A 15034-nucleotide genomic window follows, 5' to 3' on the forward strand; every position below is an offset into this window, starting at 1 on the left:
AAAAAGCACCAGCTGCTAAGCTGATGCTTTTTGTTATGGAATATCGTGACCTTGTGCGGCTGTGAAAATACGGAACCACTGATCATGGTCAAGCTTGTAGGCCAACGCATTTACTGCGGCGGATATCCGCTCTCGTTTTCCGCTTCCGACAATCGGCATGATGCCGGCCGGATGCGTGAACAGCCATGCATACATCACCTCGTCCAATGAAGCGGCGCCGATTTCCGCCTGAACGGATTCAAGCGCCGTGCGGACACGGCCGTCTTTTTCCGTGTCACCAGTGAAAACTTTGCCGCCTGCCAGCGGTGACCAAGCCATCGGTGAAATCCGTTTTTCCTGGCACAGGTTCAGAGTGCCGTCCAGAACATTTTCTAATTCATATGTGGAAAGCTCAATCTGGTTGGTCACGAGCTTCTCAGGCAAATACGATTCCAGCATGCGATACTGGTGATCTTTAAAATTCGAAACGCCGAAGTACCTGACCTTGCCGGAGCCTTTCAGCGCCTGAAACGCCTCTGCTACTCCCTCCGGATCCATGAGCGGGTCCGGTCTGTGAATCAGCAGTACGTCAATATAATCCGTTCTAAGGTTTAGAAGGGATTGCTCAACGGATGCCAAGATATGTGATTTGCTTGTATTATAATGATGCGACTTGTGAGCGGGACGTTCAGGTGATTCAAGAACGATGCCGCATTTTGTGACCAGCTCTATGTTTTCTCTTAATCCGGGCGAAAGGGCAAGGGCGTTTCCAAACAGCTTTTCGCACGTATAGCCTCCGTAAATATCCGCATGATCAAAGGTCGTGATGCCGTGATCGATACACCATTCAATGAGGCTGAGCAGTTCAGTATCTGAATAGTTCCATTCATTCAGCCGCCAAAGCCCGTGTATGACTCTTGAAAATTGAAGATCCTCCGCCAATTGAATACGCTGCATGCAAAATCCCTCTTTTCCTTGTATAAACCGGGTCTTGCCCCTTACTAGTTCATTCGGCCTCAGATCCCCTTTTTCCTTTCGCTCCCGTCAAAAAGGCATTTTAATTCGATTGAAATAGCTTCTTCGCTTTCTCCACAACATAGTGGCTGCCGCCGCGGTCCTGCACATTTTGAATCATCATGGCGACAAGCAGGTCTTTGTTTTTGTAATCGTAGCCGACGAACCAGCCATTTTCTGCGCCGTCTTTATCATCTTTTGATGTTTTCAGCTCAGCTGTTCCTGTTTTTCCGGCAACAGTGATTCCTTTCACGACAGGCTGATACGCTGATCCGCGCTCGTCTTCCACAACGCCTTTCAGACCTTTTGTAATGTCTGCCGCTCCTTCCTTCGTGACCACTTGCTTGTGCCAGACATCAGCTGTTTGTGAGTCTTTTTTGATCAATGTCGGTTTGACAAGATCCCCGTTGTCAACAAATGGTGTGTAAGAAGCTGCCAAGTGAAGCGGAGACATTTGCATTTGCCCTTGTCCGTACCCTGTATCCGCAAGCAAAATGTCTGAATCGAGCTTGTCATTTGCAATAGACGACTTCTGGGTCGGGAATTCATATGGAATGTCCTCTGAGAAGCCAAACGTGTTCAACCCTTTTGTAAAGTTGTCTGCCCCCATATCAAGCGCGTTCTGTGCAAAATAAATATTGTCTGATGTAATGAGGGCATTTTCCAGATCGACTTGCTGAAGTCTCTCAGACACACGTGTCACTGAATAACCGCCCCAGCTTGAATCCTTTTGCCACTCTTTTCCTTTGATTGTTTTCTTCTCATCTGCTTTAAGGGTGCCATTTTTGATTCCGATGGCAGCTGCAATCGGTTTAATCGTAGAACCCGGTGCGTATGTTTTATTGAATTTCGCTGAAAACGGATTGTTTTTATCTTCGTTTAGTTTTTTCCATTCCTTATCACTCCAGCCGAAAATAAATCCGTTTGGATCGTAAGAAGGCGCGCTGACAAGAGCGAGTGTTTCGCCTGTCTTCGGCTGCAGCGCCACTGCCGTGCCGCTGTCATCCTTCAATTCATCATACAGCTTCGTTTGCGTGTTGATATCAATTGTGAGGTGAAGATCCTCGCCGTCCTTCGCTTTCTTTTCAGCGATGACTTCTCCGGTTTGCGGCACGTAGATTTTCCATCCGGTTGTGCCTCTTAGTTTGTCCTCATACACATTTTCAAGTCCGGCGATGCCGATGTTAGACGTATCACTGTACGTTCCGTCTTTCTTTTTCTTCAATTCTTCTGCAGTAATAGCGCGGACATAGCCTGTTAAATGGGCTGTCTTTTCGCCATACGGATAATAGCGAGAGCTAACATTCGTTCTTGTCACGCCTTGTAATGACGTCGCCTCAGACACTAATTTTTTCTGGTCCGGCTTGACTTTTTTGAGCGGCACAAACGAATCGTCTTTCACCCAGCTTTGATCCAGACTTTTCTTGATGTCATCTTCAGTCAAATCAAGTTTTTTCGCGAGCTCTTTTATGACTTTTTCTTTTTTATCGCCAAGCTCTCCGGGAACAATTCCGATTTGAGGAACATCTGTATTGATGGCTAAGCCTTTCCCGTTTTTATCGTAGATTTGGCCGCGTTTCGGTTCAATACTGGCGATTTGCACTGTTTTATCATCTGCCAGCTGCTTGAAAATAAACGACGGGTCCCAATCTATATTCCATGACTCCTCATCATCTGTTTTTTGTTTTTTCAGCACAGCGGTATTTTTGAAGCTGACCTTGCCCGCATTTGTATCCATGCTGACTTTATATGGGATGTGCTTCATTGTCTCGTTGTCTTTATCGTCCTCATCCACTTCTCCCGCAGTGACTTTCAGATTTTTTACGCCTGCCTGCTCATAGATGGTTTTATACCTGTTGACGAAATCTTTTTTGGAGATTTCTTTTTTAACATCTTTGGTCAGGCTTTGATACATGTCATCGAATTGCTGATCGTTCCATTGTTTCACGAATGCTTCCATGCGATCCTCTGGTGAATCTGTCTTGGAGCATCCGCTTAAACCAATCAATCCGACGCATAGAAATACTAGTAGAATACACTTTTTTAACATGACTTTCCCCTGCCTTCCATTTGTTATTTTCTCTTAAATGAATTGGTGCGTGCAAGATTTTTTTGAAAATGAAGGAAAAGGTTCACCGATTTTGCAGAAATCTCCTGTCGTTTGCTGTAGACTATTTGAAAAGACGGAAAGAAGGGATGGCATGGTCAGAGAGGCAGCAATGCTTCACATTAAAGAAGGGCTTGAACAAGAGTTTGAGGAGGCGTTCCGGCAAGCGGCGCCGATCATTTCCGGCATGAAGGGCTATATTACGCACTCGTTATCTAAATGCATGGAAGAAACGCATAAATATTTGCTGCTTGTGGAGTGGGAAACACTTGAGGACCATACGGAAGGCTTTCGCGGTTCTTCAGAATATCAGGAGTGGAAAGCCTTGCTCCATCGGTTCTATACCCCGTTCCCGACGGTCGAGCATTTTCAGGATGTGTAATAGATTTATATAATATGAAGTGTAAAACCGATGAGAGAGACAGACCATACGAAAACGGCGGTATAAATATTAAAAGCGCCTGAGCCGTCGTTTTCTTTTTTGCGCTCTTCAAGCCCCTGCATAAACATGACTGCGCCAAGAAAGACGAGCATGACCGATTGAATAACAGAGGTATGTTCCGTATAGTTAAAAGCAATAAGCGCCAGTATAATAATGATAACCGCAAAAGACATTTTAAAAATCCGAAACAAAAGGACCATCCTTCCTTATATACGAAATATTGAACGTTATGGCTATATTTGCCTACGTCCTCCATTATTCTAGCGCACTTTGTTTGTCTGTAGAACAGAAGACAGAGAATTTTAAGTTTCTTTTAATATTTCAATCACACATAAAAAACGCGCCCTTCATGAGGCGCGTTTTTTATGAAACTGACAATTCTTTATAGCCTAACTTGTGAACGGCTTCAGCCATCGCTTGATAGCCTTTGCTGTTCGGATGGACACCGTCAAAGGACAGATATTCCTGCTCTTTTCCTTTGAAGATGCTGTAGGCATCCGCGATTTTGACATGGGGTGCTGATGCAAGTGTTTCTAAATGTGAATTAAAAGATGTGATCCATTTGCCAGCGATTTCAATTCCGGGAAACGGATTATATAAGTTGAATACACGGATGGCGTACGGGGACGGATTTTCTCCTTTGATTTCGGCGATTTTGGCAATCATCTTTTCAAAATTCTCATGGCAATGGGCAGATGCATGGCTGAAAATCGTTTCATCCTTAGACGTTTGGTAGGCTAAGACTGAATCGATCAGATCATTTCCGCACCCTGTGATCGTTATCATGTCTGCGCCCTTAATGCACTTTTGCACAAAGGGATATGACAGGAGCCCCAGAATTTCTTCTGTATTTAAACCTGATTTGGCAAAGATGGATATTGCCGTTTCTGTTTGCAAGTCGGCTTCCATCATGTCTCCGAAACGCTGGACGAAGCCGGGAGAAAACAGCCCGGAGCCTCTCCCCGTCGTCAAAGAATCCCCCAGAGCTGTATATTGAAGCACCATGTTCTTTCCTCCACTCCTGAACGTCGATACGTTAATGTACGCAGTAGAGAAAAGATCGGCTACTTATGAATACCCTATTTTTCTGGAAATCTGCAAAGCGGCGTCCTTCACCTTTTCCGTTAAATAAGGCAGCCTGTCTTCTGTAAACCTTGCTTCAAAGCCTGCAATGCTGATGCCGGCTGCGACTTGCCGCTTATGGTTAAAAATCGGGGCACCGATAGCCGCTGTATAGTTTTCGAGCTCTGAATAGCTGACGGTAAAGCCATTTTTCACGGAAGCATCAATCTCCTGCAGCAGTTTTTCGGGATCAGTAATCGTCCCGGACCCAATTGAAATGAGTTCCGTTTGTTTGATGTATGTTTCAATTTCTTCACGGGGAAGAAAGGACAAAATGCTTCTGGCGCACGCTCCCGCATATAGAGGAGAACGCCTGCCGATCGCCGTGTACAGCCGCACAGTCTGCGTCCCTTCTATTTTCTCAACGTATATCGCTTCATTGCCGTCTCTCATGATCAATTGCACGGCCTCATCCACTTCACTGCACAGCTCTTCCATCACCGGTTTCGCTATTTTTCTGATATCCAGCCTGTCAGCGACGAGCTGGCCGAATTCCAAAAACACCAGTCCCAGCGAATAAGCGCCTGACGAATCCCGATTGAGGAATCCCATTTCCTCTAAAGAGCTGACCATACGGTGAACAGAGGTTTTCGGCATTCCTGACAGCGACACCAGTTCACTTAAGGTAAGGCTTGGTTCATGCAAAAACAAATTAAGCAGAGCCAAAGATTTGACTACGGTTTTGTTTTTATTCTGCATCATTCATCCCCTTTGTTATGTCAGCCATTCCATCTTCATTCTCGTTTTCAGTTCTTTTATATGCTGTTCCCGTTCAATCGCAAGTGCTTCCGCTTCCTGGAGGGATACAGGCTCAAACTGGACTTGCTCGCCCGGCATGATTTGCGAGACAATCGGAAGGTCAGCAGATATGATGTGCGCGATCCTCGGATAGCCGCCGGTCGTTTGCCGGTCTGCAAGCAGAATAATCGGGTTGCCATCAGGCGGCACCTGAACCGTTCCAAATGAAACCGCTTCCGACACCATCTCAAGCGGCGCCTTCAGTTCGAGCGGTTCTCCTTTGAGCCTGTAGCCCATACGGTCGGATTGCGGCGTGACACGAAACGTTTCTTCATAAAAACGTGTTTTTGATTCTTCTGTAAAAAAACCGAATTGTTTTCCTTCCAGCACCCGAATGACGGGATTCTTTTTCAATGGCAGAAACCTGCCGCGGCTGACGGACCATTTCGGTACTGCAAATCCTTGCTTTCCAAGCTGAGGGCTTAATCGGGAAAGGATGGTTTGCGAAAGGGGTGACATCTCTCTAATGGACAGTTCATCTTCCTTTTGAAGCGCTCTGCCATGATGTCCGCCGATCCCTGCTCTGACGTACGTGCTTTTGCTTTCCATGACGGCAGGCACATCGAAGCCGCCGGCTGCCGCTAAATAAGCACGGCTGCCAAGTTTGCAGGGGCCAAAACTGACTGTGCTGTTTTCCTTGACGAGCACAGGCTTCCATAAAGGCGCTTCCTCGTCGTTAATACGCAGGGTGAAGTCCGCCCCTGTCACTGCAATCAGCGTCGTTTTTGAAAAATAAAATGACGGTCCGGGCCCCATCAGCGTAATTTCAAGACCGGCTTCATTTTCGCTGTTGCCAATCAGCAGATTTGCAATGCGCAGCGAAACCGTGTCCATGGCGCCGCTTGCCAGAACGCCGTATTTTTGATAACCCGTTCTGCCTATATCCTGAACCGTTGTGAGCAGTCCAGGCTTTAACACTTTCATGCTCAATTGGACTCCTCCTTATAGGCGTGATAGTCTTCTTCTAAGATGCGCACGAATTTCACAGTGTCTCCCGCCCGCAGTAATGTCGGCGGGTTTTCCTGCGGCCGGAAAAGAGCCAGCGGCGTTTTGCCGATCAGCTGCCAGCCGCCCGGCGTCGAAATCGGATAAACGCCTGTCTGCAATCCCGCAATTCCGACTGAACCTGCGGGAATCGACGGTCTTGGTGATGATTTTCTTGGAGCGGCAATGCGTTTGGACATCCCGCCTAAGAAAGGAAAACCTGGAGCAAAGCCAAGCATATACACAACATATTCGCCGCTTGTATGAATGTCAATGACTTCCTCCGGTGACAGCTGATTGATCTTCGCCACCTCTTCTAAATCCGGCCCGAATTCACCGCCATAACAGACAGGAATTTCTACAATACGGCGGCTGTTTTCATAGTCTGCGGCTATTTCCTTCAGCCGCTCTTCGACATCGCACTTGACCTTCTCAAAAGGTGAGCTTATCCCTTGAGGCAAATGCTTGTACACTTCATACATATCATAAAATACCGTCAGACTTGTAAAAGCCGGGATGCATTCAATGAATCCCGGAAATGGCTGTTCTTCTATATAAGCGGCCGCGGCATGGACAAGGCCGTTGACCTGCTCGTTTATCTCTTCTCCGAATCGGATCATCATTGCAGAATCACCGAGCTGTTCGATTTGGCATCGTACAGTCATCTTTCTCACCTCTTTTATTTCTCGTTCATCAGGAGGACGAGAGGTTACAGCACCGCAAGTGACTCGTCTCGAATATCTGTGATGAGCATATGCCCCGGCGCATGTGTGATGACCATTTCAGGTTTTACATTCATAGCCACGGCTTGCGGGGTCACTCCGCATGCCCAAAAAACAGGAACCTCGCCTTCATGAATGGAAACGGCATCTCCAAAATCCGGTTTGTCCAAATCGCGAATCCCGATTGCTCCCGGATTGCCGATATGGATCGGCCCTCCGTGCACAGCCGGAAAACGTGAGGTCACCTGAGCGGCGCGTACAGCCTGCCGTTCTGGAACAGGTCTCATACTTACAACCATTTGTCCTTGAAACGCCCCCGCCGGAACACAATCGATATTCGTTTTATACATCGGGACGTTTGTCCCCTCATCAATATGCCGGACAGCTATTCCATTGTTGATCAGCGCCTGTTCAAAGGAGAAACTGCATCCGATCAGAAAGCCGACAAAGTCTTCCTCCCAGTACGGCGTGATATCAGATACTTCTTCCGTCAAGGCACCGTGCCTGTAAATACGGTATTTCGGAAAGTCCGTTCTGATATCAGCATCCGGCGCAACCAGTGACGGCACAGGCGAACCTGCTTCTGTCACATCCAGCACAGGACAGGGCTTTTGATTTCGCTGGCAAAACAGCAGAAAATCAAACGCAAGGTCTTTCTTCAAAATCACAAGGTTCGCTTGGGCATAGCCGCCGGACATGCCTGCGGTCGGCCCGTTTATTTTTCCCTCTCGTATCAGGGCGCGCACATCCTTCGGCGCCATTTTGTTTAATTGATCCACCTTCATCAGCTCCACAATTGAGGAAGTTGTGTAAATAACGTGTAGACTCCCATAACAGCCATTACGATAACAACAAGTGCACCTGAAACGGTCAGCCAAAGCGGATGCTTATAATCACCGATAATGTTTTTCTTATATGCGGCAATAAGCAGCGTTCCGAGTGCAATCGGCAAAATCAAGCCGTTCAGAGATCCGACAAGCACGAGGATTTTCGCAGGCTGTCCGATTGTGACAAAAGCTAACGTAGAAATCACGATAAATCCGATAATAATGCCGCGCGAATTCTTTTCGATTTTTGGAGAAAAGGTTTTGAAAAACGAAACAGATGTATAGGCTGCCCCAATAACAGATGTAATCGCCGCAGACCACATGATCAATCCGAAAATTTTATAACCGACATTTCCAGCAGCCAGCTTGAAGACAGACGCCGCAGGGTTGCTTTCATCGATGTGCAGGCCTTTTGACACAACGCCAAGCACCGCAAGGAAAAGAGCGATACGCATAACAGATGTAATTAAAATGCCGACAACCGAGCTTTTTGTCACCTGCGGGATTGATTCCTTCCCTTTAATTCCTGCATCGAGCAAACGGTGTCCCCCGGCAAATGTGATATATCCGCCGACGGTTCCGCCCACCAGTGTGACAATAGCAAATATGCTGATATGTTCCGGGACGAATGTATTTGTAACAGCCTGTCCAACCGGCGGAGCTGTTGTCGCCGCGACGTAGACCGTTAAAATAATCATGACGAAGCCCGCAATTTGCGTAAAGCGGTCCATCGCTTTTCCTGCTTCTTTAATGACAAAAATCAAAATTGCGATAACGGCGCTGATTAAGGCGCCTGTTTCTGGTGTAATGCCGAACAACACCTGAAGCCCCAGCCCGGCACCTCCGATATTCCCGATATTAAAAGCCAGTCCGCCAAGCACGACGAGAATGGCGATGAAATAGCCCAGTCCGGGAAGCACCATATTCGCAATTTCCTGGCCACGTTTTCCAGACACTGCGATGATGCGCCATACATTGGTTTGGGCAAAAATATCTAAAATAATAGAAATTAAAATAACAAAACCAAAGCTTGCCGCGAGTGTGTTTGTGAATGTAGCGGTCTGTGTCAGGAAACCCGGGCCGATCGCAGATGTCGCCATTAAAAAGGCGGCACCCATCAGCAATGACCAGCTGCCCGCTTTTTTCCCCGCTGTTTTTTTCTGCTGCTCCATCTATTGCTCCTCCTTTATGTTTTACTTCTGTGCTGATATAGCGGTTACATCAATTCCTGCCGCCTTGAGCTCTTTTCTGATTTTTTGCGCAAATGTCAGCGCATGAGCTCCGTCTCCGTGAATGCAAACCGTATCTGCTGTTAAGGACACATCATGCCCTTGCTGAGACTTGACTGCCCCTTCTTTCACCATTTTGATCACCTGGCTGACAGCGGCATCATCGCTTTCAATAAGTGCGTCCGGCTGGGAGCGCGGCGTGAGCGTGCCGTCCGCTTGATACGTTCTGTCGGCGAACACTTCACTCGCTGTTTGCAGTCCGATCCGTTGCCCCGCTTTTACGAGCTCGCTCTCAGCAAGACCGAAAAGAATCAGACCGGGATCAACCTTGCAGACAGCTTTCGCAATGGCGTCCGACAGCTTTTGATCGACTGCCGCCATATTGTACAAAGCACCATGCGGTTTGACGTGCTGCATGTGAAGGCCTTCTGCTTTTAGAAAACCAGAGAGCGCGCCAATCTGATAAACAACAAGGTCATACGCTTCATCAGGGGAGATTGCCATATTGCGGCGACCGAAGCCGAGTAAATCCGGCAAACCCGGATGGGCACCAATTTTTACGCCTTTTTCCGCCGCAAGCGCGACGGTTTTCCTCATGACACCGGGATCTCCTGCATGAAATCCGCATGCGATGTTCGCAGATGTGACATACTCTAAAATATCTTGGTCAAGGCCTATCGTGTAGGCTCCGAAGCTTTCTCCTAAATCACAGTTCAAATCAACTTGAAACACAGAATCCCTCCTGCCAAAGCAAACGATTTGCTTTATGTATTTATTGTTCCGCAATTCGGAATGACTATTCCGAATTTTTGAACTTTGTTTCATTATAATTCAATCATATAAGTTTGTGAAATACTTTTGTTAGAAAACCTACCATGGTCCCAGAAGAAAACCTGCCAAACTAAAAAAGAGAGTCCATCTTAGGACTCCCCTTTTTTTATAGTACCCAATGGCGAATCGCTTTAGCGACACCATCCTCAATATTTGTCTCCGTAACCCAATCAGCAGTTTCTTTCACGATGTCTTGTGCATTGCCCATTGCGACGCCCAGACCCGCTTCTTTGATCATCGCGATGTCATTAAGGCTGTCGCCCATTGCCATCACATTCTCCATCGTAAAGCCGAGTTTTTCAGAAACCTTCGCAAGGGCTGCGGCTTTGTTGATGCCGAGCGCATTGACCTCGATGTTTGTCGGGCTTGAATTTGTGATTTCGAGCTCTTTGTTTTTTCTCAGCTCCTCCAGCACTTCGTTTCGGATGTCGTCATCCTCAATGTCAAAGCCGAATTTGAGCCATTCATGATCCGTAATGTTTTCCGGAAACTCGCCTCTCCATACTTTATTTACTGTAGAAGCCCAGAAATTGGTGTTGTGCTTATTCCGCAAATCCCACATCATTTGAATATGATCCGTATGGAGCAGCTTTCGTTCCACCAAATTAAAATTCGAGTCCCAGATTTCGCTGCCGTTTGCCGTGATTAAAAAGGACGACAGCTCCAGCGATTCCGCCAGCTCCCGGCACGTCATCAGCGTCCGGCCTGTGCTGATCACCACATACACGCCTTTATCCTCTGCTTCACGAATGGCTTTACGGTTTTCATCCGAAATCAGCTGCTCGTCATTAAGCAGCGTTCCATCCATATCAATAGCGATCAGCTTGATATCCACATCTTCTCTTTGAATAGACATATATGTACCTCTCTTTATCTTTTAATTGTGCTTCTTTCTATTCTAATACATTATACCCAGCGGAACAAAAATGCGATTTCGCATGTTTGAGGTGCACTGATAAGAGGAAAACAAACGGTGAGGTGATCAAACATGACAGAAAGAAAACAGAAAAACAAACCAAATGAAAACCCCGAACACAATGACTTAACCGATCCGATTCCGAATGAAGAGCTGAAGGAAAACATGAATGATGAAAAACGCAAACGCCAGCAAAGAGACCACTCACAAAGCGAACGGGATTACGATACGAAATAATAGAACCCCTCACAAATCGTTGTGAAGGGTTTTTTTCATTTTTCAATATAGATGCCGATTTCAGCTTCAGCTACAGGCTGCCCGCCGACTGACGCCTTGGCATGTCCAAACACAAACCCGCGCCGATTGCGCGTGACTTCAAACGTAAGATCAAGCCGGTCACCAGGTATGGCCGCGCCCAGCTTTTCCGCTTTCTTCACGGATGACAATAAGCCCAAGCTGTTCTCATCTGTAATCCCTGTAAAAGCCGCGGTTTGCGCAAGTGCTTCAATCACAAGTGAAAACGGCATTTCTGTTTGCGTTTCAGTGATAAACCAGTCGTTTTCACTGACCAGCTTATAAGCTGCTGCATGTTTGCCGGGCTCGGTTTCCGTCACGCCATCAATAAATAAAAACGGATAGCGGTGAGGCAAAGATAATGAGTTCATTCTATTTCTCCTTTTTTGACCATTATATATCAGCCTCAATCTGAACGATAGGATATAATGGAAAAAACGCAAAAGGAGACCATTATGTCCCAAAAACCGCTCGTCATTCTCGCACACGAAATATACGGTGTAAACAGCCATATGAAAAAAATCGCCCGGCTGATCAAAATGGCTGGATATGAGGTGGTGACACCTAACCTGCTCGGGGATGGTGAAGTCTACAGACTGCAAGAGGAAAAAACCGCATACGAACAGTTTACAAAACTTGAACGGCTGAAAACGGGAGAAACCATCATCCAGAGCTTGATTAGGCAACACGCGGGACGGCGCATCTTTGTGATTGGATTCAGCGCGGGCGCAACGATCGCATGGAAATGCAGCAGTATGCCTGAGGTGAGCGGAGCTGTTTGTTATTACGGTTCCCGGATACGCGATTCCCTTGATCACGTGCCAGTCTGCCCGGTTCTATTGTTTTTCCCTTCATATGAGCCGTCGTTTGATGTTACGGTTCTCATCAAAAAACTGCAGGAAAAACAGCAGCCCGATTTGGAGATTTATCAATTTGATGCTCTTCATGGCTTTGCCAATCCTGATTCGGTTTATTTTGACAGGGCAGTCTTCTTCAAGACGCTTTCCATCATAAAAAACGAGGCAGCAAAACTGCCCCGCCCTGTTTTATGATTGTTTTCTTAAACGCGCACAGATTTCGTCAGTGACCTCAGCCGTTGTGCTTTGTCCGCCAATGTCGCGTGTTTTGATGCCGTCAGCTGTTACCTGTTCCATCACATCGAGGATTTTCGCTCCCAGTTCTTCCTCTCCGAAATGGTCAAGCATCAGCTTCGCTGTCCAAATCTGGCCGATCGGATTAGCTAGGCCTTGTCCGGCAATGTCAGGAGCTGAGCCGTGAACCGGTTCGAACATGGACGGGTATTTGCCGGACGGGTTGATGTTAGCAGACGGCGCAATGCCGATGCTTCCCATCAGGCTTGAGCTGATGTCGGTTAAAATATCACCGAACAGGTTGCTTGCCACAATGACATCAAACGTTTCCGGACGCGTCACAAAAAAAGCGGCCAACGCATCAATATGCTGGGATGACGTTTCAATCCCGCTGTAATCAGCGGCAGTCTGCTGAAAGACTTCATCCCAAAACGGCATCGCGTGATAAATGCCATTAGACTTTGTCGCACTTGTCACATGCCCGCGCCGTTTTTTCGCCAATTCGAAGGCAAAACGCATGACACGCTCTGTCGCTTTTCTCGTAAACACGGCATTCTGGATGGCGATTTCATCGTCACCCCTGTGAATGCGTCCGCCGACTTCACTGTACTCACCTTCACTGTTTTCGCGAATCACCACGAGGTCAAAATCATTTGGATGCAGAAGCGGCGACGTAATGCCCGCCATCTGTTTGGCTGGTCTCATATTAATGGAAAGCTCAAGCTCTCTCCGGATCTTCAGCAGCAGCCCCCACAACGAAATATGATCGGGAACCAGCTTCGGATTTCCGACCGCTCCCAAGAAAACCGCTTCAAATTGAGTAAGCGTATGTATTCCGTCTTCAGGCATCATTTCACCATGTTCCATGTAATAATCACAGCTCCATGGAAAAGACGTAAATGAGAATGACAAACCTCCGTGCACCTCAGCAGCTGTATGAAGCACTTTCTCAGCAGCCGCCACAACCTCTTTTCCTACTCCGTCTCCCGGTATTGCCGCAATCTCGAATTGTTTCATCGTCATTCTCCTCCCCCTGTTATCGTAAGCGTTTTCTATTATACTAGATTGCGAGATGGTAAAAAAAGCCCGTGACATGCTGTCACGGGTCGGTTATTGGTTGAGTTTCTTTAAAACGATGGCATGCAGCGGTTCATGAGACTGAATGCCGCACACCTCTTGAAGCACACCGCTGTATCCTTTTTCTTCGATCAGCGCTTGCAGTTCAACCGCTTCAGGGTCATCGGTGAAATCGAAGCGCAGTGCTGCGGCAATCCCTTCCGCCAATGCATTCGGCTCTTTTATTTTCTTTGCCGGGCCTACGAGTCTATCATTCTCTCCCAACTTTCTGAGAGGTGATCTCGCCACACGGGTCACATCGTCCGTAATGAATGGATTTTCAAAGCGTCCGATGATTTTTTTGATATATTGTTCGTGTTCAGTTTGCTTAAAGCCATACGATTTGACGAGATAGTCACCGGTTTCAAGCAGGGCAGAATGAACGACACGGCGAATTTCGGGATGATCGATTGCTTCTTTGACCGTTTTCAGTCCGCGCTGATAGCCGACATACGCTGTCACCGCGTGTCCGGTATTGACCGTAAACAGCTTCCGTTCGATGTACGGCGTTAAATCATCAACAAACAGCGCTCCGTTTATGGCCGGCGTTTTCCCTTTAAAGCCTGATTCATCAATGACCCATTCAAAAAACGGTTCAACTGATACTTTGAGCGGATCTTCATGATGCTGAATCGGCACGATCCGGTCAACGGCTGAATTCGGAAAACCGACCGTTTCACTGACGGATTCCCGCTCTGCTTCCGTTAAGTGGCTGTATATCTCTTTCTTCAAGAAGCTGCTGCCGCCGATCATATTTTCGCAGGCAATGATATTCAGTGTGTTTGCAGCGTTTCTTCGTCTTAAACCTTCTGCGATAGCTGGAGCAATCAGCTTTAACACGTTCGGGCCGACCGCCGTTGTGATGAGCACCGCCTCATTGATCAGCCGATACAGCTCCTCTTGCTGGCTGCCGCTGTTAATCGCACTGACCGGGCCGATCACCTCTGATGAATGACCCTCTTCAGCGAGCTCCACCGTATATTCCCGTTTTTCATTAAGGAGGCTGACCATCGTATCGTTCACATCCGCAAACACCACATCATAGCCGGAGTGGTGAAGCAGCGCGCCGATAAACCCCCTCCCGATATTTCCCGCACCGAAATGTAAGGCGATCATGTCAGTTCACCTCGTTGAAAATGGCAATCAAATCTTCTTCGCTTTTAGCTGAGATCAGGCGTTCAATGTTTTCTTCTTCTGAGCAGATAATGGCGATGTTAGACAAAATGTCTAAATGCTCATTATTTTTCCCAGCAATCCCGAATACCACTTTTGCCGTGTTGCCTTCACCGTACTCGACACCATCTGGAATTTGTATGATTGAGATTCCAGAGTGAAGCACCTCACGTTTCGCATCTTCTGTGCCGTGAGGAATTGCAATGAAATTCCCCATAAACGTAGAAGACGTTTCTTCCCGTTCAAACATTTTGCCAATGTAATCTTCTGTCACATAGCCGTTGTCAATCAACGTTTGGCCTGCTAATTTGATGGCCTCTTCTTTTGTTGATACCGTTTGATTGAGTTTAATATTTTCCTTTGCGAGTACTTGCATGAATATCACTCTC

The 15034-nt window shown here is 47.2% G+C and carries 18 protein-coding genes; 3 read left to right on the plus strand and 15 right to left on the minus strand.

Annotation, left to right across the window (positions count from 1 at the left end; all coding sequences use genetic code 11):
• Positions 1–33 precede the first annotated feature (33 nt).
• Both KHQ79_RS18125 and pbpC read right to left on the minus strand, forming a co-directional pair.
• Positions 34–936: an aldo/keto reductase gene (locus tag KHQ79_RS18125; protein WP_225516407.1), complete on the minus strand. Its 903-nt coding sequence runs from the start codon at positions 934–936 to the stop codon at positions 34–36.
• 100 nt (positions 937–1036) lie between these two features.
• A complete protein-coding gene (pbpC, locus tag KHQ79_RS18130; protein ID WP_225516409.1) occupies positions 1037–3043 on the minus strand; it encodes a penicillin-binding protein 3 in 2007 nt (668 codons plus the stop codon).
• Positions 3044–3194: 151 nt separating this feature from the next.
• Here pbpC and KHQ79_RS18135 point away from each other — a divergent pair, with 151 nt between their 5' ends.
• Positions 3195–3482, plus strand: a complete 288-nt coding sequence (locus tag KHQ79_RS18135; protein ID WP_019257494.1) for an antibiotic biosynthesis monooxygenase family protein — start codon at positions 3195–3197, stop codon at positions 3480–3482.
• Between the two features lie 5 nt (positions 3483–3487).
• Here KHQ79_RS18135 and KHQ79_RS18140 read toward each other — a convergent pair whose 3' ends face one another.
• The 9 genes from KHQ79_RS18140 to KHQ79_RS18180 all read right to left on the minus strand — a co-directional run bounded on the left by KHQ79_RS18140 (position 3488) and on the right by KHQ79_RS18180 (position 10911).
• Positions 3488–3733, minus strand: coding sequence for a YczI family protein (locus tag KHQ79_RS18140; RefSeq protein WP_003240256.1), 246 nt, complete (start codon positions 3731–3733; stop codon positions 3488–3490).
• A 172-nt stretch (positions 3734–3905) separates the two neighbouring features.
• On the minus strand, positions 3906–4547 hold the full coding sequence (lipC, locus tag KHQ79_RS18145) for a spore germination lipase LipC (protein WP_225516411.1): 642 nt from the start codon (positions 4545–4547) through the stop codon (positions 3906–3908).
• A gap of 63 nt (positions 4548–4610) precedes the next feature.
• Positions 4611–5363, minus strand: coding sequence for an IclR family transcriptional regulator (locus tag KHQ79_RS18150; RefSeq protein WP_225516413.1), 753 nt, complete (start codon positions 5361–5363; stop codon positions 4611–4613).
• Between the two features lie 15 nt (positions 5364–5378).
• The gene (gene pxpC / locus KHQ79_RS18155) at positions 5379–6386 is read right to left on the minus strand and encodes a 5-oxoprolinase subunit PxpC (RefSeq protein WP_080030883.1); all 1008 of its coding nucleotides are present in this window, start codon (positions 6384–6386) and stop codon (positions 5379–5381) included.
• Positions 6387–6388: 2 nt separating this feature from the next.
• Positions 6389–7111, minus strand: coding sequence for a 5-oxoprolinase subunit PxpB (gene pxpB / locus KHQ79_RS18160; RefSeq protein WP_225516415.1), 723 nt, complete (start codon positions 7109–7111; stop codon positions 6389–6391).
• Between the two features lie 44 nt (positions 7112–7155).
• Entirely contained in the window at positions 7156–7953 is a 798-nt protein-coding gene (locus tag KHQ79_RS18165; protein ID WP_225516417.1) for a putative hydro-lyase, read from the minus strand.
• Entirely contained in the window at positions 7953–9167 is a 1215-nt protein-coding gene (locus KHQ79_RS18170) for an NRAMP family divalent metal transporter (RefSeq protein ID WP_225516419.1), read from the minus strand. Before KHQ79_RS18170 ends, KHQ79_RS18165 begins: the two co-directional genes overlap by 1 nt.
• Positions 9168–9188: 21 nt before the next feature.
• Positions 9189–9956, minus strand: coding sequence for a 5-oxoprolinase subunit PxpA (locus KHQ79_RS18175; RefSeq protein ID WP_225516420.1), 768 nt, complete (start codon positions 9954–9956; stop codon positions 9189–9191).
• A 205-nt stretch (positions 9957–10161) separates the two neighbouring features.
• Entirely contained in the window at positions 10162–10911 is a 750-nt protein-coding gene (locus tag KHQ79_RS18180; protein WP_225516422.1) for a Cof-type HAD-IIB family hydrolase, read from the minus strand.
• 132 nt (positions 10912–11043) lie between these two features.
• Between KHQ79_RS18180 and KHQ79_RS18185 the strand changes: the two genes are divergently transcribed.
• Complete coding sequence (locus KHQ79_RS18185; RefSeq protein WP_225516424.1) at positions 11044–11208, plus strand: hypothetical protein; 165 nt, start codon at positions 11044–11046, stop codon at positions 11206–11208.
• Between the two features lie 35 nt (positions 11209–11243).
• On the opposite strand, the gene KHQ79_RS18190 is transcribed toward KHQ79_RS18185, so the two are convergent.
• Entirely contained in the window at positions 11244–11636 is a 393-nt protein-coding gene (locus KHQ79_RS18190) for a 3-hydroxyacyl-ACP dehydratase FabZ family protein (RefSeq protein ID WP_225516426.1), read from the minus strand.
• Positions 11637–11720: 84 nt separating this feature from the next.
• Between KHQ79_RS18190 and KHQ79_RS18195 the strand changes: the two genes are divergently transcribed.
• The gene (locus KHQ79_RS18195; protein ID WP_225516427.1) at positions 11721–12317 is read left to right on the plus strand and encodes a dienelactone hydrolase family protein; all 597 of its coding nucleotides are present in this window, start codon (positions 11721–11723) and stop codon (positions 12315–12317) included.
• On the opposite strand, the gene KHQ79_RS18200 is transcribed toward KHQ79_RS18195, so the two are convergent.
• The 3 genes from KHQ79_RS18200 to KHQ79_RS18210 all read right to left on the minus strand — a co-directional run bounded on the left by KHQ79_RS18200 (position 12312) and on the right by KHQ79_RS18210 (position 15021).
• Positions 12312–13379: a tartrate dehydrogenase gene (locus KHQ79_RS18200; RefSeq protein WP_225516428.1), complete on the minus strand. Its 1068-nt coding sequence runs from the start codon at positions 13377–13379 to the stop codon at positions 12312–12314. The two genes, KHQ79_RS18195 and KHQ79_RS18200, sit on opposite strands and share 6 nt — an antisense overlap.
• An 87-nt stretch (positions 13380–13466) precedes the next feature.
• Entirely contained in the window at positions 13467–14588 is a 1122-nt protein-coding gene (locus KHQ79_RS18205) for a mannitol-1-phosphate 5-dehydrogenase (protein ID WP_225516429.1), read from the minus strand.
• A gap of 1 nt (position 14589) precedes the next feature.
• The gene (locus KHQ79_RS18210; protein ID WP_225516430.1) at positions 14590–15021 is read right to left on the minus strand and encodes a PTS mannitol transporter subunit IIA; all 432 of its coding nucleotides are present in this window, start codon (positions 15019–15021) and stop codon (positions 14590–14592) included.
• Between the last annotated feature and the right edge of the window lie 13 nt (positions 15022–15034).

Origin of the sequence: Bacillus sp. TSO22 (assembly GCF_020223595.1) — a bacterium.
GTDB classification, from domain to species: domain Bacteria; phylum Bacillota; class Bacilli; order Bacillales; family Bacillaceae; genus Bacillus; species Bacillus inaquosorum.

Bases quoted from the DNA above. Each gene is read 5' to 3' on its own strand.
- KHQ79_RS18125 (WP_225516407.1), bottom strand. From the start codon at position 936: ATGCAGCGTATTCAATTGGCGGAGGATCTTCAATTTTCAAGAGTCATA.
- pbpC (WP_225516409.1), bottom strand. From the start codon at position 3,043: ATGTTAAAAAAGTGTATTCTACTAGTATTTCTATGCGTCGGATTGATT.
- KHQ79_RS18195 (WP_225516427.1), top strand. From the start codon at position 11,721: ATGTCCCAAAAACCGCTCGTCATTCTCGCACACGAAATATACGGTGTA.
- KHQ79_RS18180 (WP_225516422.1), bottom strand. From the start codon at position 10,911: ATGTCTATTCAAAGAGAAGATGTGGATATCAAGCTGATCGCTATTGAT.
- KHQ79_RS18210 (WP_225516430.1), bottom strand. From the start codon at position 15,021: ATGCAAGTACTCGCAAAGGAAAATATTAAACTCAATCAAACGGTATCA.
- pxpB (WP_225516415.1), bottom strand. From the start codon at position 7,111: ATGACTGTACGATGCCAAATCGAACAGCTCGGTGATTCTGCAATGATG.
- lipC (WP_225516411.1), bottom strand. From the start codon at position 4,547: ATGGTGCTTCAATATACAGCTCTGGGGGATTCTTTGACGACGGGGAGA.
- KHQ79_RS18150 (WP_225516413.1), bottom strand. From the start codon at position 5,363: ATGCAGAATAAAAACAAAACCGTAGTCAAATCTTTGGCTCTGCTTAAT.
- KHQ79_RS18170 (WP_225516419.1), bottom strand. From the start codon at position 9,167: ATGGAGCAGCAGAAAAAAACAGCGGGGAAAAAAGCGGGCAGCTGGTCA.
- KHQ79_RS18185 (WP_225516424.1), top strand. From the start codon at position 11,044: ATGACAGAAAGAAAACAGAAAAACAAACCAAATGAAAACCCCGAACAC.
- KHQ79_RS18135 (WP_019257494.1), top strand. From the start codon at position 3,195: ATGGTCAGAGAGGCAGCAATGCTTCACATTAAAGAAGGGCTTGAACAA.
- KHQ79_RS18165 (WP_225516417.1), bottom strand. From the start codon at position 7,953: ATGAAGGTGGATCAATTAAACAAAATGGCGCCGAAGGATGTGCGCGCC.
- KHQ79_RS18190 (WP_225516426.1), bottom strand. From the start codon at position 11,636: ATGAACTCATTATCTTTGCCTCACCGCTATCCGTTTTTATTTATTGAT.
- KHQ79_RS18205 (WP_225516429.1), bottom strand. From the start codon at position 14,588: ATGATCGCCTTACATTTCGGTGCGGGAAATATCGGGAGGGGGTTTATC.
- KHQ79_RS18200 (WP_225516428.1), bottom strand. From the start codon at position 13,379: ATGACGATGAAACAATTCGAGATTGCGGCAATACCGGGAGACGGAGTA.
- pxpC (WP_080030883.1), bottom strand. From the start codon at position 6,386: ATGAAAGTGTTAAAGCCTGGACTGCTCACAACGGTTCAGGATATAGGC.